The 20467-nt window shown below is 58.5% G+C and carries 20 protein-coding genes; 16 read left to right on the top strand and 4 right to left on the bottom strand.

Annotated features, from left to right (window positions below; genetic code table 11):
* The first annotated feature begins 25 nt into the window (after window positions 1–25).
* From B9Z42_RS09350 to B9Z42_RS09325, 6 genes are all read left to right on the top strand, one after another.
* The gene (locus B9Z42_RS09350) at window positions 26–1867 is read left to right on the top strand and encodes an acyl-CoA dehydrogenase (RefSeq protein ID WP_100133113.1); all 1842 of its coding nucleotides are present in this window, start codon (window positions 26–28) and stop codon (window positions 1865–1867) included.
* Between the two features lie 107 nt (window positions 1868–1974).
* Window positions 1975–2766, top strand: coding sequence for an SDR family oxidoreductase (locus tag B9Z42_RS09345; protein ID WP_100133112.1), 792 nt, complete (start codon window positions 1975–1977; stop codon window positions 2764–2766).
* 19 nt (window positions 2767–2785) lie between these two features.
* Window positions 2786–3208 carry a PaaI family thioesterase gene (locus B9Z42_RS09340; protein WP_100133282.1) on the top strand — a complete coding sequence of 141 codons (423 nt, stop codon included), beginning with the start codon at window positions 2786–2788 and terminating at the stop codon, window positions 3206–3208.
* Between the two features lie 46 nt (window positions 3209–3254).
* The gene (locus B9Z42_RS09335) at window positions 3255–4271 is read left to right on the top strand and encodes an NADP-dependent oxidoreductase (RefSeq protein WP_100133111.1); all 1017 of its coding nucleotides are present in this window, start codon (window positions 3255–3257) and stop codon (window positions 4269–4271) included.
* Window positions 4272–4294: 23 nt separating this feature from the next.
* Entirely contained in the window at window positions 4295–5227 is a 933-nt protein-coding gene (locus B9Z42_RS09330) for a glutathione S-transferase family protein (RefSeq protein ID WP_100133110.1), read from the top strand.
* Window positions 5227–6129, top strand: a complete 903-nt coding sequence (locus B9Z42_RS09325; protein WP_100133109.1) for an SDR family oxidoreductase — start codon at window positions 5227–5229, stop codon at window positions 6127–6129. Before B9Z42_RS09330 ends, B9Z42_RS09325 begins: the two co-directional genes overlap by 1 nt.
* Before the next feature lie 46 nt (window positions 6130–6175).
* Here the strand turns inward: B9Z42_RS09325 and B9Z42_RS16440 are convergent, their stop codons facing one another.
* Complete coding sequence (locus B9Z42_RS16440; protein WP_143474067.1) at window positions 6176–6394, bottom strand: hypothetical protein; 219 nt, start codon at window positions 6392–6394, stop codon at window positions 6176–6178.
* 245 nt (window positions 6395–6639) lie between these two features.
* Here B9Z42_RS16440 and B9Z42_RS09315 point away from each other — a divergent pair, with 245 nt between their 5' ends.
* From B9Z42_RS09315 to B9Z42_RS09300, 4 genes are read left to right on the top strand one after another with little or no spacing between them, the layout of a single operon-like run.
* Window positions 6640–9018: a Tex family protein gene (locus B9Z42_RS09315; protein WP_100133281.1), complete on the top strand. Its 2379-nt coding sequence runs from the start codon at window positions 6640–6642 to the stop codon at window positions 9016–9018.
* A gap of 15 nt (window positions 9019–9033) precedes the next feature.
* Complete coding sequence (locus B9Z42_RS09310; RefSeq protein WP_100133107.1) at window positions 9034–10107, top strand: phospholipase; 1074 nt, start codon at window positions 9034–9036, stop codon at window positions 10105–10107.
* Window positions 10108–10121: 14 nt separating this feature from the next.
* Window positions 10122–10451 (top strand): TfoX/Sxy family protein, encoded by a 330-nt coding sequence (locus B9Z42_RS09305; RefSeq protein WP_100133106.1) that lies wholly within the window; start codon window positions 10122–10124, stop codon window positions 10449–10451.
* Between the two features lie 56 nt (window positions 10452–10507).
* Window positions 10508–11485: a rhodanese-related sulfurtransferase gene (locus B9Z42_RS09300; protein ID WP_100133105.1), complete on the top strand. Its 978-nt coding sequence runs from the start codon at window positions 10508–10510 to the stop codon at window positions 11483–11485.
* An 18-nt stretch (window positions 11486–11503) separates the two neighbouring features.
* Here B9Z42_RS09300 and B9Z42_RS09295 read toward each other — a convergent pair whose 3' ends face one another.
* Window positions 11504–12682, bottom strand: coding sequence for an iron-containing alcohol dehydrogenase (locus B9Z42_RS09295; RefSeq protein WP_100133104.1), 1179 nt, complete (start codon window positions 12680–12682; stop codon window positions 11504–11506).
* Window positions 12683–12721: 39 nt separating this feature from the next.
* Here B9Z42_RS09295 and B9Z42_RS09290 point away from each other — a divergent pair, with 39 nt between their 5' ends.
* A complete protein-coding gene (locus B9Z42_RS09290) occupies window positions 12722–13672 on the top strand; it encodes an alpha/beta hydrolase (protein ID WP_100133103.1) in 951 nt (316 codons plus the stop codon).
* Window positions 13673–13736: 64 nt separating this feature from the next.
* Here the strand turns inward: B9Z42_RS09290 and glpK are convergent, their stop codons facing one another.
* Window positions 13737–15227: a glycerol kinase GlpK gene (gene glpK / locus B9Z42_RS09285; RefSeq protein WP_100133102.1), complete on the bottom strand. Its 1491-nt coding sequence runs from the start codon at window positions 15225–15227 to the stop codon at window positions 13737–13739.
* A 65-nt stretch (window positions 15228–15292) separates the two neighbouring features.
* Window positions 15293–16057 (bottom strand): DeoR/GlpR family DNA-binding transcription regulator, encoded by a 765-nt coding sequence (locus B9Z42_RS09280; protein WP_100133101.1) that lies wholly within the window; start codon window positions 16055–16057, stop codon window positions 15293–15295.
* Window positions 16058–16224: 167 nt separating this feature from the next.
* On the opposite strand from B9Z42_RS09280, the gene B9Z42_RS09275 reads away from it, so the two are divergent.
* From B9Z42_RS09275 to B9Z42_RS09255, 5 genes are read left to right on the top strand one after another with little or no spacing between them, the layout of a single operon-like run.
* The gene (locus B9Z42_RS09275) at window positions 16225–17298 is read left to right on the top strand and encodes an ABC transporter ATP-binding protein (RefSeq protein ID WP_100133100.1); all 1074 of its coding nucleotides are present in this window, start codon (window positions 16225–16227) and stop codon (window positions 17296–17298) included.
* Window position 17299: 1 nt separating this feature from the next.
* Window positions 17300–18376 (top strand): ABC transporter ATP-binding protein, encoded by a 1077-nt coding sequence (locus B9Z42_RS09270; RefSeq protein ID WP_100133099.1) that lies wholly within the window; start codon window positions 17300–17302, stop codon window positions 18374–18376.
* Window positions 18373–19266, top strand: coding sequence for a carbohydrate ABC transporter permease (locus B9Z42_RS09265; protein ID WP_100133098.1), 894 nt, complete (start codon window positions 18373–18375; stop codon window positions 19264–19266). Before B9Z42_RS09270 ends, B9Z42_RS09265 begins: the two co-directional genes overlap by 4 nt.
* Window positions 19259–20071, top strand: coding sequence for a carbohydrate ABC transporter permease (locus B9Z42_RS09260; protein WP_100133097.1), 813 nt, complete (start codon window positions 19259–19261; stop codon window positions 20069–20071). The genes B9Z42_RS09265 and B9Z42_RS09260 overlap by 8 nt, the downstream gene beginning before the upstream one ends.
* Before the next feature lie 24 nt (window positions 20072–20095).
* Window positions 20096–20404, top strand: coding sequence for a DUF2160 domain-containing protein (locus B9Z42_RS09255; RefSeq protein WP_100133096.1), 309 nt, complete (start codon window positions 20096–20098; stop codon window positions 20402–20404).
* The last annotated feature ends 63 nt before the right edge of the window (window positions 20405–20467 follow it).

Genomic DNA, 20467 nt, shown 5'->3' with positions numbered 1-20467 from the left:
TATGTTCTAAATCTGGATGAGCGTTATGAGTTTGCGTCCCACCGTTGATTTTTTGCTGCACGACTGGCTGAGGGTTGAAAGCCTGCAGTCCCGTGAGCGTTTTGCCGACCACTCGCGTGAGACCTTTGATGCGGTGCTCGACACCTGCGAGCGCATCGCCCGCGAGAAGTACGCCCCGTTCAACCGATTGGTCGACACGCAAGAGCCGCACTTTGACGGCGAAAAAGTCACGCTGCCGCAAGCCACGCACGACGCCTACAAGGCCTATGCCGAATCGGGCATGCTCAGTGCCGCACAAGATTACGAGTTTGGGGGCATGCAATTGCCCTACACGGTGGAGGCTGCGGCCAATGCCTTTTTTGCCATGGCTTCGGTGAGCATTGGCTCGGGCATGCTGACCAGCGGCAACGCCAATTTGCTGATGGTGCACGGCACGGATTTGCAAAAGCAGGTGTTTGCTGCCAACGAGTTTTCAGGACGGTTCTCCGGCACCATGTGCCTGAGCGAGCCGCAAGCGGGCTCCTCGCTGAGCGACGTGACGACCCGCGCCACGCCCGATGGCGATGCGTTTGAGGTCGATCCGCTAGGTGCGCGTTACCGCCTCAAAGGCAACAAGATGTGGATCTCATCAGGCGAGCATGAACTCTCCGAGAACATCATCCACTTGGTGTTGGCCAAAATCCCAGATGTGAATGGCCAACTGGTGCCGGGCGTCAAGGGCATCTCGCTGTTCATCGTGCCCAAAAAGCTGGTGGGCACCGATGGGCAGCTCACCGGCGAACGCAACGACGTGGCGCTGGCTGGGCTGAACCACAAATGCGGTTGGCGCGGCACAACCAACACCTTGTTGAACTTTGGGGAGGGCAAGTACCCCGTGCGCGGAGAATCCGGCGAAGGCTTGGACGGCGCCGGTAGCGGTGCTGTGGGCTACCTCGTGGGCAAGCCCGGGGAAGGCCTTCGCTGCATGTTCCACATGATGAACGAAGCGCGCATCGGTGTGGGCATGGCCGCCACCATGCTGGGCATGGCCGGTTATTACGCCAGCCTCGACTATGCGAAAAACCGCCCACAAGGCCGACCCAGCGGGGCAGGGGGCAAGGACGCCAGCCGCCCTCAGGTGCGCATCATCGAACACGCCGACATCAAGCGCATGTTGTTGGCACAAAAAGCCTACAGCGAAGGCGCTTTGGCGCTGGCTTTGTACAGCGCCCGCTTGGTGGACGAACAACACACGGGCACCACAGAAGATGCCGATGTGGCGCGCTTGCTGCTTGAAGTACTCACGCCCATCGTCAAGAGCTTTCCCAGCGAGTGGTGTTTGGAGGCCAACAGCTTGGCCATCCAGATTCACGGGGGCTACGGCTACACCCGCGACTTCCCTGTGGAGCAGTATTGGCGCGACAACCGCTTGAACATGATCCATGAAGGTACCCACGGCATTCAGGCCATGGACCTACTGGGCCGCAAGGTGCTCATGGAAAACGGGCGTGGCCTGCACCTTTTAGGCGAACGCATGATGGCCACAGCCAGCAAAGCCGAAACGGACTGGGCGCCAGAAGCCGCGGCCTTGCGCGCTGCCCTCCAGCAAATTGGCCAAGCCACGCAGCAAGCCTGGGCTGGTGCCGAGCCCGCACAGGCACTGGCCAATGCGGTGCCTTATTTGCAGGCTTTTGGTCACACCGTCATTGCTTGGATTTGGCTCGACGTTGCTGCCAGTCTCGGGCAAGACGACACACCGGCAGCACAGGGTCGCCGCGCCGCTTGCCGCTACTTCTTCCGCTACGAACTGCCCAAGATTGGGGCTTGGCTCAACGTGGTCAGCAGCCGTGACCCGACTTGCGCTGATTTGCCTGAAGACGCTTTCTGAACCGCAAATAAGACAGCCTAAAACTAACAAAACGACAAGCAGCAAACCACCTCGCAGCCTGCCTACATGGCACTGGCCAAGCATTTGATGAAATAAAGGAAACGCCCATGGCACGCACCACACAACAACTTTTTGATCTGACCGGCCGAGTGGCTTTGGTCACCGGCGGCTCACGCGGCTTGGGCTTGCAAATGGCGCACGCGTTGGGCGAAGCTGGTGCCAAGATCATGCTCAGCTCGCGCAAGGCGGCTGACCTTCAAGAAGCCGCTGCAGAGCTCAAAGCCGCAGGCATTGACGCCCAATGGATCGCTGCCGATTGCGGCAAAGAAGAAGACATTCGCCGCCTCGCGGCAGAAACCATCGAACGCATGGGCCCGATTGACATTCTGATCAACAACGCTGGCGCTTCATGGGGCGCTCCTGCGGAAGACCACCCGGTCGAAGCTTGGGACAAGGTGATGAACCTGAATGTGCGCGGCTACTTCATCTTGTCGCAAGAAGTCGCCAAACTGTGCATGATCCCGCGTGGCAAAGGCCGCATCTTGAACGTGGCGTCCATTGCCGGTCTGGCAGGCAACCCCTCCGAGATGAAGACCATCGCTTACAACACCTCTAAAGGCGCGGTCGTCAACTTCACCCGCGCTTTGGCAGGCGAGTGGGGCGAGCACGGCATCACGGTCAATGCCATCTGCCCGGGCTTCTTCCCTAGCAAGATGACGTATGGGCTGCTCGAAAAAATGGGCGCTGATAAATTGGCCCAAGGCGCCCCACTGCGCCGTTTGGGCGATGACGAAGACCTCAAAGGCCTGGCCTTGTTGTTCGCGTCAGACGCTGGCAAACACATCACCGGTCAGTGGATGGCCGTCGACGGTGGTGTCAGCGCCATCGTGGGTGGTTGAGTTGCACGTGAGTCTGAACATGAGCATTCCTTTTGGTGCCAACATTCCGTTCGTTGACCACTTGGGCTTCTCGCTCGAGCGGTTCGACGGCGGCGAGTCAGAGCTGCATTTCGCACCACGTTCTGAACACATGAATTCCTTCGATGTCACGCACGGCGGTGCGGTCATGACCTTTTTGGACGTGATCATGGCCACCGCCGCACGCAGCGTGGACCCACAAATGGGCGTGGTCACCATCGAGATGAAAACCACGTTCATGCGACCCGCCAAAGTGCCAGCCGGTCAGGCGCTGGTGGGCAAAGGGCATTTGTTACACCGCACCCGCAGCATGGCCTTCACCGAAGGCCGCATTTACGACGCCCAAGGGCAGCTGTGCGCCACCGCCACAGGCACCTTCAAATACGTGACAAGGCGGGACACCCCAAGCCCCGCCACCGATTGAGCGTTCCCTTTTTTCCTTTTCAAAACCAACAACCGGAGATATTCAAATGCCAGAAAACCAACAAATCGTGCTCGACAACCGCCCCGCTTCGGAGGCAACCACCGACAACTTCAAGTTGCTGCACAACCAACCCCCTGCGTTGAAAGACAACCAAGTGCTGGTGCGCCACCACTACCTCAGTCTCGACCCCTACATGCGTGGTCGCATGAATGAGAGCAAGAGCTACGCTGTGCCCCAGCCCTTGGGCGAGGTCATGATCGGCGGCACCGTGGGCGAAGTGGTGGAGAGCCGCCATCCGAAATTCAACCCAGGCGACAAAGTCGTGGGCATGGGCGGTTGGCAGCTTTACAGCGTGGTGGACGGCAATGCGCCCGGCCTGCTGCGCCGCGTCGACACCACCCATGTGCCACTCAGCCATTACTTAGGCGCGGTCGGCATGCCCGGCGTGACCGCTTGGTACGGCTTAGTGAAAATCATCAACCCCAAAGCCGGTGATACCGTGACCGTCAGCGCGGCCAGTGGTGCAGTGGGCAGCGCTTACGGTGCCTTGGCCAAAGCACGCGGCTGCCGCGTGGTGGGTATTGCAGGCGGCAAAGACAAATGCGACTACGTGGTCAACGAACTCGGTTTTGACGCCTGCATCGACTACAAAGAACACAAAGACTACGTTTCGCTTTCGAAAGCCCTGCGCGAAGCTTGCCCCAATGGCATTGACGGCCACTTTGAAAACGTGGGCGGCATGGTGCTCGACGCGGTGATGTTGCGCACCAACGCCTTTGCCCGCATTGCGGTGTGCGGCATGATCGCGGGCTACGACGGCGCGCCCATTGGCATGACCAACCCTGCGTTGATTTTGGTCAACCGACTGCGCGTGGAAGGCTTCATCGTCAGCGAGCACATGGAAGTGTGGCCTGAGGCTTTGCACGAGTTGGGCACCTTGGTGGGCACCGGCAAGTTGCGCCCCCGTGAGTCAGTGGCCGAGGGTTTGGCTGCTGCGCCTGAAGCGTTTTTGGGCTTGCTCAAAGGCAAGAACTTCGGCAAGCAATTGGTCAAGCTGATCTAAGTTGACGGCCAAAGAGCGACCACATGTCTCAGATCATTCTTCACCATTACCCCCTGTCGCCGTTTGCTGAAAAAGTGCGGCTCATCTTGGGCTACAAACAACTCAGCTGGCAGAGCGTGCACATTCCGATGTACATGCCCAAACCCGACGTGGTGGCGCTTACCGGCGGCCATCGCCGCACGCCGTTCATGCAAATTGGTGCCGACATTTATTGCGACAGCAACTTGATTGCTGATGTGCTGGAGCAAATTCAGCCCACGCCCACGTTGTACCCAGAGGCCGTCAAAGGTGCTGCGCGCATCGTGGCGCAATGGGCGGACACCTTGGTGTTCCCTGTGGCCATGGCCTACAACTTTCAGCCTGCGGGCGCAGCCCATGTGCTGACAGGCTGGGCCCCTGAAGATGTGAAAGTGTTTGTGCAAGACCGCGCCGCCATGCGCGGTGGCGCCCCACGCATGCCGCCCGCTGACGCGCTTGGCATGTACAAAAGCTACCTGCGCCGTCTAGCCAACATGCTGGACCACCACCCGTTTTTGATGGGTGATGCGCCCTCGGTGGCCGACTTTTCGGCCTATCACCCCACTTGGTACACCTGGCGTCAAGTGCCCATGCTGGCCGACATCTTCAACGCCACACCCAATGTGCGCGAATGGTTGGCGCGCATGGAGAAGTTTGGCCACGGCACGCAAACCGATCTCACATCGACACAGGCGCTGCAAATCGCCCGTGAAAGTCAACCGCTCGATGTGTCTAAAGAGCCATTCATCGACCTGCATGGCATTCCTTTGGGTAGCCATGTGGTGATCACCGCTGAGGCTTTTGGTCTTGAGCCCACGGAGGGCGAGTTGGTCGCGGCCACCCGCACGCGCTACACCGTTCGCCGTACCGACGACCGTGCAGGCACGGTGCAGGTGCATTTCCCACGCAATGGCTTTATTTTGAAAAAGGCAGACTGATGATTTCAAACTTCAAAGGCAAAACCGCCGTGTTGACCGGCGCTGGCTCGGGCTTTGGCTTGGAGTGCGCACGCATTGGCGCCACGCTGGGCATGAACTTGGTGCTGGTCGATGTGCAAAAAGACGCACTCGACGCGGCTGAGGCCGAACTCAAAGCCACCGGCGTGCAAGTGCTGGCCCGCTTGGTCAACGTGGCCGATGCCGCGCAAATGCAAGCCTTGGCCAACGACGTGAAAGCCACCTTTGGTGCGCCCAACTTCGTGTTCAACAACGCGGGCGTGGGCGCTGGCGGTTTGATCTGGGAGAACACCCAAGCCGACTGGGACTGGGTGCTGGGCGTCAACGTCTGGGGTGTGGTGCACGGTGTGCGCTTGTTCACCCCCATGATGTTGGAGGCAGCAGCCAAAGACCCGAGTTTTGAGGGCCACATCGTCAATACCGCCAGCATGGCTGGTTTGCTCACGCCGCCCAACATGGGCATTTACAACGTTAGCAAACACGCCGTCGTGGCATTGACCGAAACGCTCTACCAAGACTTGAAGCTGGTGAACGACCAAATCAGTGCCAGCGTGTTGTGCCCTTACTTTGTGCCCACCGGCATCAGCCAAAGCCATCGCAACCGCCCAGCCGCTTTAGATGCCGAGCAACCGACCAAGAGTCAGTTGATTGGCCAAGCCATGAGCGACAAAGCGGTGAGCAGTGGCAAAGTGAGCGCTGCGGATGTGGCGCAACTGGTGTTTGACGCGATCGCGGCCGATCAGTTCTATATCTACAGCCATCCGCAGGCGCTGGGTAACGTGCAAAGCCGCATGGAAGCCATCGTTCAGCAGCACAACCCGCCAGACCCGTTCAAAGAGCGACCTGATTTGGGTGAGAAACTGAAAGCCAAGTTACGCGATTGAGTGTTACTTGGGGGTGGGCAGGCCTTGCACGTAGCGGGCCTGCGCTTCAGTGAAAGTGGCCTTCGAAGCAGTGGCGAACTTCGTGGCCCAGCACCACATGGTCGGGGTTGGGGCCTGTGACGATGGTGCATTCGTTGGTGCTGCGCGACCAGATCGAACAAGCCGCAACGGTCATGGCTGCATCGCGTTGGTAATCTTGCTGAACGCGCTGGCAGTAAGACTCGGCATCGTTTCTGAACTCCCAAGTGAGTTTGACCCGATTCATGATTCGCTTTTTTTCATCCAGCGGCTTGAATTTGGCATATTCGCTAGACGGGATTTGTGTGCATCCTGATAAAAACAACAATACGGCCAACACTGCTGCAAAGGCCTCGCGATTATTTGTTTTAAGCTTCATCAAGTACCTCTAAGTACTCAAATTTTAGAGATTGGATCGTTTCGTATTTTTAGGCGTAGATACATTTGCGGTATGGCAAACTTGCACGCTTTGCCAAGATAGAACTAGAAAACATGCAGAAAATCATGGCCCAGTTGGCCGCTGAAATCAAAATCCGCCCCGAGCAAGTCCGCGCTGCGGTTGAGTTGTTGGATGGCGGTGCCACCGTCCCGTTCATTGCGCGTTACCGCAAAGAAGTCACCGGTGGTTTGGACGACATTCAATTGCGCGAACTCGAAGCCCGCCTGAGCTACCTGCGCGAGCTGACCGACCGCCGCGCTGCGGTGATTAAAAGCATTCAAGAGCAGGGCAAGCTCACCCCCGAACTACTGGCCGCCCTCGAAGCAGCGCCCACCAAGCAAGAGCTTGAGGACATTTACTTGCCCTTCAAGCCCAAGCGCCGTACCAAGGGCATGATTGCCAAAGAGGCAGGCTTGGAGCCACTGGCCGACAAGCTGTTTGCCGACCCCACGCTCAACCCCAATGTGGAAGCAGAAGCTTTCTTGGTGCCCGCAGGCAAGATTGAAGGTGCCGACTTCACAACCGTGGCCGCGGTGCTTGACGGCGTGCGCGACTTGCTGAGCGAGCGCTGGGCCGAAGACGCTTTGTTGGTGCAAGGCTTGCGCGAATGGCTGTGGACCGAAGGTTTGTTCCGCAGCAAGCTCTCCACGGGCAAAGACGAAAACAACCCCGACGTGGCGAAGTTTCGTGACTACTTTGAGTACGACGAACCCATTGGCCGCGTGCCATCGCATCGCGCCTTGGCCGTGTTCCGTGGCCGTGCGCTGGAAATGCTCGACGCTAAATTGGTGCTGCCCGAGCCGGAGGCGAGTGTCAATGCCAAGCCGGAACCCGGCAAACCCAGCTTGGCGGAAGGCAAGATTGCTTTGCACCTTGGATGGAGCCATTCCAACAGAGCAGGGGACGACCTGATTCGCAAATGCGTGGCATGGACATGGCGTGTGAAGCTCAGCCTCTCCACCGAGCGCGACTTGTTCACGCGTCTGCGCGAAGAAGCTGAGAAGGTGGCCATCAAAGTGTTTGCCGACAACCTGCGCGACTTGCTGCTGGCAGCCCCCGCTGGCCCACGCGTGGTGATGGGTCTAGACCCAGGCATCCGCACTGGCGTGAAAGTGGCAGTGGTCGATGCCACGGGCAAGTTGGTGGAAACGTCCACCGTCTACCCACACGAGCCCCGTAAAGATTGGGACGGCTCGCTCTACACCTTGGCCAAGCTGGCCGAGAAACACGGCGTGAACCTGATTGCCATTGGCAACGGCACAGCCAGCCGCGAGACCGACAAACTGGCAGGCGAGCTGATCAAGCTCATGGCCAAACATGACGCGTCAAAGGTCATCGACAAAGTGGTGGTCAGCGAAGCCGGCGCGTCGGTGTACAGCGCCAGTGAATACGCCAGCAACGAAATGCCCGACGTAGACGTGAGCCTGCGCGGCGCAGCCAGCATTGCGCGCCGCTTGCAAGACCCCTTGGCTGAGTTGGTAAAGATCGACCCCAAATCCATCGGCGTGGGCCAGTACCAACACGATGTGAACCAAAGCGAACTCGCCCGCACACTGGAAGCCGTGGTGGAAGACTGCGTGAACAAAGTGGGTGTAGACCTGAATACCGCCAGCGTGCCGTTGCTCACCCGTGTGTCGGGCTTGAGCACCACCACCGCCAAAGCCGTGGTGCGTTGGCGCGAAGCCAATGGCGCGTTTGCCAACCGCCAGCAGTTGCTCAAGGTCACGGGCCTAGGTGCAAAAACGTTTGAGCAAAGCGCAGGCTTCTTGCGCATTCGCGATGGCGACAACCCACTGGATATGACCGCGGTTCACCCTGAAACCTACCCCGTGGTGGAGCGCATCATGGCGCAAACCGGCAAGCCCGTGGCTGAACTGATGGGCCGTGCAGACATGCTCAAAACCTTGAAGCCCGAGCTGTTTGCCAACGACACCGTGGGTGTGATCACCGTCAAAGACATCTTGAGCGAACTCGAAAAGCCAGGCCGCGACCCACGCCCCGACTTCAAAGTGGCAAAGCTGCAAGACGGCGTGGAAGACATCAAAGACCTGAAGGTCGACATGGTGCTGGAAGGCACGGTCAGCAACGTGGCCGCCTTTGGCGCGTTTGTCGATTTGGGTGTGCACCAAGACGGCTTGATTCACGTCAGCCAACTCAGCAACAAGTTCATCACCGACGCCCGCGAAGTGGTGAAGACCGGTGACATCATCAAGGTCAAAGTGCTGGAAGTGGACGTGGCCCGCAAACGCATCAGCTTGACCATGAAGTTGGACGCTGCGCCTGCGCGCAAGGATGGCCCACGCGATAACCGCTTTGAGCATGCAGGACGGGATAACCGCCAGCGGGGTGGCGGCAACTACAGCTCGGCGCCGGTGGCAGCGGGCTCGGTTATGGCGAGTGCGTTTGCTAAGTTGCAGGGTTTGAAGAAGTAAACAAAAGGCCCCGCGTTGAAAGCCCTCCACATCTACGCTGGCCCCAAAGCCCTGGCTCACATTGAAGCCAATGGCTTGAAGCCAGAACACATTGGCGTCATTCCCGCTGCAGCGGGAGGTCCCAAGGGTTTGATCCTCGGGCAACTGGACCGTTTTTTGTTTGGCGAGTGGTTGCCGCAAAGCACGCAGCCCATCGACCTCGTAGGCGCATCCATCGGTGCATGGCGCATGGCTACGGCGTGTTTGGATAACCCCGTCCAAGGCTTCGACCGCCTGTCGCACGACTACATCCACCAAGACTACAAAGTACCCGAAGGCCAAAAGCGTCCCAGCGCCAAGCAAATAAGCGACGAGTTTGGTAAAAGCTTGAACGCTTTTTATGGCGGGCGCATTGGCGAAGTGCTAAACAACCCGCGCTATCGCCTGCATGTGGTGACCTCGCGTGGCAAACATATCTTGAACCGCGAGCACCCGCTGCTGACGCCTTTGGGCTACGCCGGTGCGTATCTGTGCAATGCCGTGCAACGCAAAGCCATGGGTGCGTGGTTAGAGCGTGTGGTGTTTTCAAGCCGTGGCGAGCTGCCGTTTGATACGTCAGACTTTGCCACTCAACACATGGCGCTGAACGAGCGCAACTTCATGGCCGCGCTGCAAGCCAGCTGCTCCATCCCGTTTGTGCTGCAAGCCGTGCACGACATTCCCGATGCGCCCACGGGCGCGTATTGGGATGGCGGGATCACCGACTACCACCTGCACCTCAACTACAACGGCTTGGCCAAAAGCCCTCTGGTGCTTTACCCACACTTTCAAAAAGCGGTGGTACCCGGCTGGCTGGACAAAGCCCTGAAGTGGCGGCACAAGTCCACCCCGTTTTTAGACAACACCATCGTCTTGGCCCCCAACCCCGAGTGGGTCAAAACCTTGCCCAATGGCAAGCTGCCGGACCGGAGTGACTTTGTGACGTATGCCTCTGACTTTGAGGGGCGAGTGAAGGTTTGGAGCGATGCTGTCCATGCGAGTGAGCAGATGGCACAGGAATTTGCGGATTGGTCAGCCAAGCCAGACATGGCGGCAGTGCATAGGCTCTGAAGCGAAAGCGGCCCATGAACGAATCCATCGACTACCTGCACGAAGTCTTTGACGCATTCGGCCCCATCCGCGCCCGCCGGATGTTTGGCGGTTGGGGCATTTACCACGATGGCTTGATGTTTGGGCTCTACGCCGCAGGGCGTTTGTATCTGAAGACAGATTCACACAACGTGGCTCAGTTTGAAGCAGCGGGCTCTGAACCGTTTACCTATATGCAGCGCGGCAAGCCTGTGAAGCTGTCTTATTGGTCTGCGCCCGAAGTCATCCTGGATGAACGTGACCAAGCTCGACTTTGGGGGCGCAGCGCGTTTGAAGCCGCGTTGCGGTGCAAATCAACCAGATGAGCGCAAGACCTGCAAAAGCCTGCCGGTGTGTCTAAACGGGCATGGATAATTCGGGGATGTCTTCTACCGCGCCTTTCCTCACCGCCGCCCTCTATAAATTCGTCGCGCTGCCCGACTTCGTCGAAATGCAGGCCCCTTTGCAGGCTTTTTGCGAAGACAACGACGTCAAAGGCACGCTGCTTTTGGCACATGAGGGCATCAACGGCACCATTGCCGGGCCAGAGGCGGGCATTCGCGCTGTGCTGGCGTTTTTGCGTGCCGATCCACGCATGTCGAGCTTGCAGCACAAAGAGTCGTGGAGCCCCAAGCCGCCGTTCACCCGCATGAAGGTGCGGCTGAAAAAAGAGATCGTCACGCTGCGTGTGCCCGAGTTAGACCCCAACAAAACCGTGGGTCAGTACGTCAAACCCCAAGACTGGAACGCGCTGCTGGCCGACCCCGACGTGGTGGTGATCGACACCCGCAACGACTACGAAGTGGCGATTGGCACGTTCAAAGGCGCGATCAACCCAAATATCAAAACCTTTGTGCAATTGCCCGCTTGGCTGGACGCCCAAGAAAACCTGCAAGGTGAGGCTGCCAAAAAGACCAAAGTGGCCATGTTTTGCACCGGCGGCATTCGCTGCGAAAAGTCGACTGCGCTGATGAAAATGCGCGGGTTTGACGAGGTGTATCACCTCGAAGGCGGCATTCTCAAGTACCTGGAAGAAATCCCGCCGGAGGAAAGCACTTGGGAAGGCGACTGCTTCGTGTTCGACGAACGCGTAAGTGTCAGCCATGGTTTGGGTGTGGGCCACCATGAGCTATGTCGTTCATGCCGCTGGCCGCTCAGCGAGCAAGACAAGCTATCGCCGCATTACGTGCTGGGGGTGAGTTGCGAACACTGCCACGACCAACGCACGCCTGAGCAAAAGGCGCAGATGGCAGAGCGTCAACGCCAAGTAGAGTTGGCCGAGGCGCGAGGTGAGATTCATGTGGGTGCCAAGATGCCTGACCACAGCCACAGCCAAAGTCCCGCCCACGAAAAGAGCTAATAAGAGAAGAGGGCGGCCTTACATGGCCGCGTTCAGCATCTCGCGGTATTCCTGCTCCGTCGCCAAACGCGGGTTGGTTTTATGACAATGGTCGGCCATGGCGCCCGCGATGACTTTGTCAAAGCAATCGGGCGTGACGCCCATCTCGGCCAAACCTTTGGGCAAGTTCAAACGGGCGTTCATGGCGGTGATGGCTTGCGCCACGGCTTCGGCGGCTTGAGTGGCCGCAGCGGCTGTGGCCTCATTGCCACCGATAGCGCCCAAGCCCATCGCATAGGCCATGCGTTGCATGCGTCGATCACGTTGCACCGACTCCGCTGCCGCGTTAAAGCGAATCACCGCGGGCAAGAACATGGCGTTTAAGGTGCCGTGGTGCAAACGTGGGTTCACGCCGCCCAAGCTGTGGCTGAGCGAGTGCACGCAGCCCAAGCCTTTTTGAAATGCCATCGCGCCTTGCATGGACGCGCTCATCATGTTCAGACGTGCATCGCGGTCTTGGCCGTCGTTGGTGGCGCGTTCGATGTGCGCCCAGCCACGCGTGAGGCCGTCTAGCGCAATGCCGTCGGCAGGTGGGTTGAATGGGGCGGCCATGAAGGTTTCCATGCAGTGTGCGATGGCATCCATGCCGGTGGCCGCGGTCAGGGCAGGGGGCAGGCCGAGGGTGAGTTCGGGGTCGAGCAACGCAGCTTTGGGCACCAAGTGCCACGAGTGAAAACCCAGCTTGCGCCCATCGTCCACGATGACGATGGCACCGCGTGCCACCTCGCTGCCCGTGCCTGCCGTGGTGGGCACGGCAATCAAGGGCGACACGGCAGGTGTGATTTTGAGCGAGCCACCTTCGATGGTGGCGTAGGTTTTGAGGGGGCCTTCGTGCGTGGCGGCAATCGCCACGCCCTTGGCGCAGTCGATCGACGAGCCGCCGCCCACCGCGATCAAGCCGTCGCACTGGTTCGCGTGATACACCGCAACGGCCGCGCGCACCGCCGCTTCGGTCGGGTTGGACGGGGTTTGGTCAAACACGGCGACAGGCAAGCCGAGCAAAGCGTCTAGCGCTTTTTGCAAAATGCCCACGGCTTTGACGCCTTGGTCCGTTACGATGAGTGGACGTTTGATATTCGCTTTTTCGCATTCGGCACCTAAAGTGCTGAGCACGCCAAAGTCAATCTGGATGTTGGTGAGGTAAAGAATTTGAGCCATGGCACACTATAAAAGCCCCCTCACAAAAAGCAAATCTGTATGAGTCACCCACGTAACCCACAAATCCTGTTGACCCCCGCGATGCGCGATGTGCTGAACGCCATCGCCAAAGCCGGTCGTCCCCCCATCGCCATGCTCAGCGCCGCGCAAGCCAAGCAGGGTTACGCCTTAGGGGCAGGCGTGTTGGAGGTGAATGCCCACAAGATGGCGCGCGACGACACGCTTCAGATTCCGGTCCGCGATGGCGCTGTGTTGCGCGCCAAACTGTGGGCCGAGCACGCAGCACCGAACTTGCCCGTGCTGCTGTACTTTCATGGCGGCGGCTTTACCGTGGGTAGTCCCGAAACGCATGAGGCGCTGTGCAAGCACTTGGCGCATTTGGCGCAGTGCGCGGTGGTGTCGCTGGACTACCGACTCGCCCCCGAACACACGTTTCCCACCGCCCACAACGACGCGTTTGATGCCCTGCAATGGCTCGCGGCCAACGCCACGGGCTTGGGCCTGGACGTCACCCGCATGGCGATTGGCGGCGACAGCGCAGGTGGCACGTTAACCACCGCCACCGCGATTGCCGCACGCGATGCGGGCATTGCGCTGAAGCTGCAACTCATGTTCTACCCCGGCTGCTCGCCCGAGTACATGCCCTCGGCGCACACGTTTGAGAAGGGATTTTTGCTGGAGAAAGCTAGCATTGAGTACTTCTATAACCATTACGTCCCGAACTTGGCCGACCGCCACGACCCACGCTTTTCGCCCTTGCTGGCCGATGTTGCTGGCGTCGCGCCGGCTTGGTTGGGCTTGGCCGAATGCGACCCGCTGGTGGACGAAGGCGTGGCCTATGTCGACCACCTGCGGCTCTGCGGTGTGCCTGTTGATTTAGAGATTTACAAAGGCGTGGTGCACAGTTTCATCCAAATGGGGCGCGTCATTCCTGAAGCCTTGGTGGCGCATGCCGATGCGGCCCGCGCGTTGCGCCAAGCATTTGCCTAACCCTTCCAAATTTTTATAAACGGTCTTTAGAGCGCCAGAGTTAGCGCACCGTTAAAAGATTCTTTCAAAGAACCGTTTTACGCACCGCATGCTCCCACAGCGCCATTTGCTCAACAGCATAGTCGGGCAAGCGTTGCGGGGTAAAGCGTCGCTCCACGCGCCACTGCGCGCTCAACTCATCGGTACTGGCGTAAATGCCGGTCGACAAGCCCGCCAAATACGCCGCGCCCAAGGCCGTGGTTTCCACCACGTCAGGGCGCACCACATCAATGCCCAGCAAATCGGCCTGAAACTGCATGAGCAAGTCGTTCACGCACGCGCCGCCATCGACGCGCAGTTCTTTCACTTGAGCCACACCGGCTAACGCCAGATCTCGGCCCATGGCGTGCAGCAACGCTGCGCTTTGAAATGCAATGCTCTCTAGCGCTGCACGCGCAATGTGCGCCACCGTGCTGCCGCGTGTCAGGCCCGTGATGGTGCCGCGGGCGTCGGGTTTCCAATACGGCACGCCCAGGCCCGTGAAGGCGGGCACCACCATCACGCCACCCGAATCGGGCACGCTTTCGGCTAAGGCCTGCACTTCGCTGCTGTGTCGAATAGCGCCCAAGCCATCGCGCAGCCACTGCACCACCGCACCACCCACAAACACGCTGCCTTCCATGGCAAATTGCGGTTGCGCCGTGGCTTGTGCGGCACTGGTGGTGATCAAGCCGTTTTGCGAACGCATGGCCACATCGCCCGTGTGCATGAGCATGAAGCAGCCCGTGCCGTAGGTGTTTTTGACCATGCCCGCACTGAAACACGCTTGGCCAAACAAGGCACTTTGCTGATCGCCAGCAACGCCGCCCATCGGAATGGCGTGGCCCAACAGCTCAGGCCGCACTTGGCCAAACATCGAACTCGATGCCTGCACCTTGGGCATCATGCATTCAGGAATGCGCAATGCCGCCAGCAGCTCTGCGTCCCATTGGTTGGTGTGAATGTTGAAGAGCATGGTGCGCGAGGCATTGCTCACATCGGTTACGTGCACAGCGCCGCCACTGAGTTGCCACATCAGCCAACTGTCCACCGTGCCAAACAGCAGCTCACCGCGCTCGGCTTGGGCGCGGGCGTTGGGCACGTTGTCCAAGATCCATTGCAGTTTGGTGCCCGAAAAGTAGGCGTCGACCAGCAGCCCCGTTTTGGCTTGGATGGTGTCGGTCAAGCCTTGTTCACGCAAGGCCACGCAGGCCGGTTCGGCGCGCCGGTCTTGCCACACGATGGCGTTGTAAATGGGCTGACCGGTGGTTTTGTGCCACAACACACTGGTTTCGCGCTGGTTGGTGATGCCCAGTGCCGCCACCTCGCGCGCGCTGATACCGGCCTTGGCCAGTGCCTCTTGTGCCGTGGCGAGTTGGGTTTGCCAAATCTGCATGGGGTCGTGCTCGACCCAGCCCGGTTGGGGATAGATCTGCGTGATCTCTTGCTGCGCCATGGCCACGATTTGGCCTTGGGGCGTGAACACAATGCTGCGCGAGCTGGAGGTGCCTTGGTCGAGGGCGAGTATGTAGGTCATGGTGTGTTGTCAGCGTTCTGGGTCAGATCAAAAGCAGGGCAAACGAAGGATAAGGCAAGGGCAGATCATTGGGCGATGTGCAGCTGGACTTGCGCCTCAGCCAACAGGGCTGCAAAAGGGGCGGGCGGGGGCGCATCGGTGAACAAACGGTCGATTTGCGCGATGGTGCCCACCTCGACCATGGCCGGGCGGTTGAACTTGCTCTGGTCGGCGGCCAGCCACACCTCACGCGCATGCGTCAGGATGGTTTGTGACACCTTGACTTCGCGATAATCGTAATCACGCAGTGAGCCATCGGCTTCGATGCCGGAAATGCCAATCAAGGCAATGTCCACTTTGAACTGACGGATGAAGTCCACTGCCGCTTCGCCCACGATGCCTTGGTCACGCCCACGCACCACGCCGCCCACCACGATGACTTCGCTGTTGGGGTTGGCGCTCAAGATGCTGGCCACGTTCAAGTTGTTGGTGATCACGCGCAAGCCGCTGTGTCGCAAGAGCGCACGCGCAATGGCTTCGGTGGTGGTGCCGATGTTCAAGATCAACGAGCAATCGTTGGGCACGGCTGCCGCTACGCTGCGGGCAATGCGCGTTTTGGCATCGGAGTTGAGGTTGACGCGCTGCTGGTGGCCAATGTTTTCGGTGGTCGAGCTGGGCACCCGAACACCGCCGTGAAAGCGTGTCAATTGCCCAGTTTCGGCCATGCGCTGCACATCGCGACGCACCGTTTGCAAGGTGACTCCCAGCTTTTCAGCCAGTTGTTCCACCGTCACAGAGCCAAGCTCTTGCACAACTTTGAGCAAGGTAATTTGTCGTGGATTGGAATTCATAAGGCCCCATTTTCCATGCAGAAACGAAGATTGACGACTTTAAAACGAATTAAAACGAACATCCAAAGGGTAAATACCGAGAGTAAAAGAAAATACACGAACAATAATGAAGCCTATCAAAGCGATGAACGTCATCGACTACGAACTTAATAGGTAAAGGTGCTGCGATGCAGTTGTCTCTCGAAGCTGTCAGTAAAAAAGTCGGACCACAAACCTGGCTTTACGACATGAGCCTCGCTCCTCGCAGCGCCAACGTGACCGTGCTTCTGGGTGCCACGCAAGCCGGCAAAACAAGCCTCATGCGCATCATGGCGGGTTTGGATGTGCCCAGTTCTGGCCGCGTGCTGGTCGATGGTCAGGACGTGGTGGGCGTGCCCGTGCGAGAGCGCAACGTGGCCATGGTGTACCAGCAGTTCATCAACTACCCATCGATGAAAGTGCGCGACAACATTGGCTCGCCCATGAAGTTGCGCGGCGACAAAAACGTGGCCCAACGCGTACAAGCCTTGGCCGAAAAACTCCACATTGAGATGTTTTTGGACCGTTACCCCACCGAGCTGTCGGGCGGTCAACAGCAACGCGTGGCCTTGGCCCGTGCTTTGGCCAAAGGTGCGCCCTTGATGCTTCTGGACGAGCCCTTGGTCAACCTCGATTACAAGCTGCGCGAAGAGTTGCGCGAAGAACTGGGCGCTTTGTTTGCCAGCGGCGACTCCACCGTAATTTACGCCACCACCGAACCCGGCGAAGCGCTGCTCTTGGGCGGCTACACCGCCGTGATGGATGCGGGTGAACTGTTGCAATACGGCCCCACCGCCGAGGTGTTTCACTACCCCAAATCTTTGCGAGTGGCGCGCGCTTTCAGCGACCCACCCATGAATTTGATGGCCGCCACCCGCCAAGCCGCAGGCGCGCAGTTGGCCGACGGCAGCGTGCTCGCCCTGAACTTGCCAGCCACCGCGTCCACCGCTTTGACGGTGGGCATGCGTGCCAGTGCCGTGCGTGTGCACGGGCTGGACGGCGACATCGCCTTGGGTGGTCGTGTGGAGTTGGCCGAAATTTCGGGCTCAGACACCTTTGTGCATGTGGCCACCTCGGTGGGTAACGTGGTGGCACAGCTCACCGGCGTGCATTACTTTGATTTGGGCGCGCAGATTCAAGTGTTTGTGAATCCGGTGCATCTGTATGTGTTTGACGCGCAAGGGCTTTTGTTGCTTGCCCCCGTGCGTGCGGGAGGTCATTGACATGGCACGCATTGACCTCGATTTGGCTCACGCCTACAAAGCCAACCCGCAACAAGACAGCGACTACGCTTTGCTGCCCTTGAAAATGACCTTTGATGATGGCGGCGCCTATGCCTTGCTCGGTCCATCCGGTTGCGGCAAAACCACCATGCTCAACGTCATGTCGGGTTTGCTCACACCGTCCCAGGGTACCGTGTTGTTTGATGGCCGCGATGTGACGCAAGCCTCTCCACAGGCCCGCAACATTGCGCAAGTGTTTCAATTTCCTGTGATTTACGACACCATGACGGTGGCCGAAAACTTGGCGTTTCCGTTGCGCAATCGTCAATGGCCCCAAGACAAAATGGACCAACGCGTGGGCCAAATTGCCGAAATGCTGGAGATGAGTGGCCAGCTCAACCAACGCGCTGCCGGTTTGTCGGCCGATGCCAAGCAGAAGATCTCGCTCGGGCGCGGTTTGGTGCGGCCCGATGTGTCTGCGGTGCTGTTCGATGAGCCTCTTACCGTGATTGACCCTCATTTGAAATGGCAGCTGCGTCGCAAGCTCAAGCAAATTCACCACGAACTCAAGCTCACCCTGATTTACGTCACGCACGACCAAGTCGAAGCGCTGACCTTTGCTGATCAAGTCGTGGTGATGACCCGCGGTCGCGCCGTACAAGTGGGTTCACCCGCCGATTTGTTTGAACGCCCCAGTCACACCTTTGTCGGCAACTTCATTGGCTCACCGGGCATGAACTTCTTGAAGGCGAGTGTGGTGCCGGGCGGTTTGCATCTAGGCACGCAAATGTTGCCTGTGCCCGCCAATTTGACCTTGCCCTTGGGCGAGATCAAGCTGGGCATTCGCCCCGAATATGTGGCCTTGGTTGCTGCGCAAACACCAGGCGCCTTGCCCATGGTGGTGTCGCAAGTGCAAGACGTGGGCACGCATTTCATCGTCACAGCGCAGGTCGACGGACAGGTGGTTAAAGCACGTTTGGGCACCGATTCCGTGTCATTGACTGCGGGCGGCACCGTTTGGTTGCAGGTCTTGGGCGAACACACCTGCTTCTACAAAAATGAGGAGATCGTGGCATGAGTACGACCACCAAACCGGTCAACCAGAAAGCCTGGTTTTTGATCTTGCCCGTGTTGTTGTGCGTCGCGTTTTCGGCCATCTTGCCGTTGATGGTGGTGGTCAACTACTCGGTGCAAGACATCATCTCCACCGACCGCCGTGTGTTTGTGGGGACCGAATGGTTTGCCGCCATCATGCGCGACGAAGAGTTGCACGGCGCTTTGTTGCGCCAACTCATTTACTCGTTCTCCGTGCTGGCGGTCGAGCTGCCGCTGGGCATTTTGTTGGCCTTGTCCATGCCCGCCACGGGTTGGAAATCGTCGGCGGTGCTGGTCATCGTCTCGCTGTCCTTGCTGATTCCGTGGAACGTGGTGGGCACCATTTGGCAAATTTTTGGGCGCACAGACATTGGCTTGATGGGCGCGGCCTTGCAGGGCTTAGGACTGGCCTACAACTACACCGGCAATGCCACCCACGCATGGCTCACGGTGTTGTTGATGGATGTGTGGCACTGGACGCCTTTGGTTGCCTTGTTGGGCTACGCCGGTTTGCGCTCCATACCCGATGCGTATTACCAAGCCGCCAGCATTGACGGGGCCAGCAAGTTCGATGTGTTCCGTTTTGTGCAACTGCCCAAGATGCGCGGCGTGTTGGTGATTGCGGTTCTGTTGCGCTTCATGGACAGCTTCATGATTTACACCGAGCCTTTTGTGCTGACCGGCGGCGGCCCCGGCAACTCGACCACGTTCTTGTCGCAGTTCTTGACGCAAAAAGCCGTAGGGCAGTTTGACTTAGGGCCTGCTGCGGCGTTCTCGTTGATTTATTTCTTGATCATTTTGTTGTTCTGTTTTGTTTTGTACAACTGGATGCAGCAAGTCGGTACAGAGCCCAAGGAGGGCGGTCATGCCTAAGCAAAAGTTTCAAAAACGCACGATTTTTCTGTGCTTCTACCTTGTGTTTGCCTTGTTGCCCATTTATTGGATGGTCAACATGTCTTTCAAAACGAACAACGAAATCTTGGCGGTCTTCACCTTGTTCCCGGAGCATTTCACGTGGGCCAACTACGAAACCATCCTGACCGATCCAGCTTGGTACTCGGGCTACATCAATAGCCTCATTTATGTGGCGATGAACACCGTGATGTCGCTCACTGTCGCTTTGCCTGCTGCTTATGCATTTTCGCGCTACAGCTTTTTAGGCGACAAGCATGTGTTCTTTTGGCTGTTGACCAACCGGATGACGCCACCCGCCGTGTTTTTGCTGCCGTTCTTTCAGCTCTACAGCTCGGTCGGTTTGATGGACACGCACCTGGCCGTGGCGCTGGTGCATTTGCTGTTCAACGTGCCGCTGGCGGTGTGGATTTTGGAAGGCTTCATGAGCGGCATTCCCCGCGAGATCGACGAGACGGCCTACATCGACGGCTACTCGTTTCCTCGGTTTTTTGTGCAGATCTTTTTGCCTTTGATCAAAGCCGGTGTGGGCGTGGCGGCCTTCTTTTGCTTCATGTTCAGTTGGGTGGAGTTGCTCTTGGCCCGCACCTTGACCAGCGTGAATGCCAAACCCATTGCCGCCACCATGACGCGCACCGTCTCGGCCTCGGGCATGGATTGGGCCACGCTGGCCGCAGCGGGGGTGCTGACCATCGTGCCCGGCGCCATCGTGATTTGGTTTGTTCGTAACTACATCGCCAAAGGCTTTGCGATGGGGCGCGTATGACGCGGCCGCAAGAGGAGAACTGCAATGTTTGAATGGATGGCTTGGACCACCCCCGTGGCCGTATTTTTTGGCTGCATCGTGTTGATGATCGCGGGCATGACCGTGTGGGAAATCAAATCGCCCACGGTGATGCGCAAAGGTTTTTTACCCATGCCAACCACCCGCGGCGACCGCTTGTTCATCGGTTTGTTGTCGGCGGCTTATGTGAATTTAGCGTTCGTTGGCATCAGCGGCTGGCTAGGCCAAGCCTTGGGCTTAGACGGGGACCCGTCGATTTGGTTCAGCTTTGTGGCCTCGATGCTCGTTTTGCTTTGGGTCATGCGCAAGGGCTGACACACGTTTTCTAGAAAAGGGCGGCTTGTTTTCCCCTGGAGCCGGAAGTGCCTTTCACACAGG

The organism is Limnohabitans sp. B9-3 (assembly GCF_002778325.1).
GTDB lineage: Bacteria > Pseudomonadota > Gammaproteobacteria > Burkholderiales > Burkholderiaceae_C > Limnohabitans > Limnohabitans kasalickyi.
The sequence above is the reverse complement of the archived record's forward strand: the minus strand, read 5'-3'. Positions and strand labels throughout refer to the sequence as shown.

What these genes read in the sequence shown, in the direction of transcription:
- B9Z42_RS09350 (WP_100133113.1), top strand. Translation starts at nt 26, where the DNA reads ATGAGTTTGCGTCCCACCGTTGATTTTTTGCTGCACGACTGGCTGAGG.
- B9Z42_RS09345 (WP_100133112.1), top strand. Translation starts at nt 1,975, where the DNA reads ATGGCACGCACCACACAACAACTTTTTGATCTGACCGGCCGAGTGGCT.
- B9Z42_RS09340 (WP_100133282.1), top strand. Translation starts at nt 2,786, where the DNA reads ATGAGCATTCCTTTTGGTGCCAACATTCCGTTCGTTGACCACTTGGGC.
- B9Z42_RS09335 (WP_100133111.1), top strand. Translation starts at nt 3,255, where the DNA reads ATGCCAGAAAACCAACAAATCGTGCTCGACAACCGCCCCGCTTCGGAG.
- B9Z42_RS09330 (WP_100133110.1), top strand. Translation starts at nt 4,295, where the DNA reads ATGTCTCAGATCATTCTTCACCATTACCCCCTGTCGCCGTTTGCTGAA.
- B9Z42_RS09325 (WP_100133109.1), top strand. Translation starts at nt 5,227, where the DNA reads ATGATTTCAAACTTCAAAGGCAAAACCGCCGTGTTGACCGGCGCTGGC.
- B9Z42_RS16440 (WP_143474067.1), bottom strand. Translation starts at nt 6,394, where the DNA reads ATGAATCGGGTCAAACTCACTTGGGAGTTCAGAAACGATGCCGAGTCT.
- B9Z42_RS09315 (WP_100133281.1), top strand. Translation starts at nt 6,640, where the DNA reads ATGCAGAAAATCATGGCCCAGTTGGCCGCTGAAATCAAAATCCGCCCC.
- B9Z42_RS09305 (WP_100133106.1), top strand. Translation starts at nt 10,122, where the DNA reads ATGAACGAATCCATCGACTACCTGCACGAAGTCTTTGACGCATTCGGC.
- B9Z42_RS09300 (WP_100133105.1), top strand. Translation starts at nt 10,508, where the DNA reads ATGTCTTCTACCGCGCCTTTCCTCACCGCCGCCCTCTATAAATTCGTC.
- B9Z42_RS09295 (WP_100133104.1), bottom strand. Translation starts at nt 12,682, where the DNA reads ATGGCTCAAATTCTTTACCTCACCAACATCCAGATTGACTTTGGCGTG.
- B9Z42_RS09290 (WP_100133103.1), top strand. Translation starts at nt 12,722, where the DNA reads ATGAGTCACCCACGTAACCCACAAATCCTGTTGACCCCCGCGATGCGC.
- glpK (WP_100133102.1), bottom strand. Translation starts at nt 15,227, where the DNA reads ATGACCTACATACTCGCCCTCGACCAAGGCACCTCCAGCTCGCGCAGC.
- B9Z42_RS09280 (WP_100133101.1), bottom strand. Translation starts at nt 16,057, where the DNA reads ATGAATTCCAATCCACGACAAATTACCTTGCTCAAAGTTGTGCAAGAG.
- B9Z42_RS09275 (WP_100133100.1), top strand. Translation starts at nt 16,225, where the DNA reads ATGCAGTTGTCTCTCGAAGCTGTCAGTAAAAAAGTCGGACCACAAACC.
- B9Z42_RS09270 (WP_100133099.1), top strand. Translation starts at nt 17,300, where the DNA reads ATGGCACGCATTGACCTCGATTTGGCTCACGCCTACAAAGCCAACCCG.
- B9Z42_RS09265 (WP_100133098.1), top strand. Translation starts at nt 18,373, where the DNA reads ATGAGTACGACCACCAAACCGGTCAACCAGAAAGCCTGGTTTTTGATC.
- B9Z42_RS09260 (WP_100133097.1), top strand. Translation starts at nt 19,259, where the DNA reads ATGCCTAAGCAAAAGTTTCAAAAACGCACGATTTTTCTGTGCTTCTAC.
- B9Z42_RS09255 (WP_100133096.1), top strand. Translation starts at nt 20,096, where the DNA reads ATGTTTGAATGGATGGCTTGGACCACCCCCGTGGCCGTATTTTTTGGC.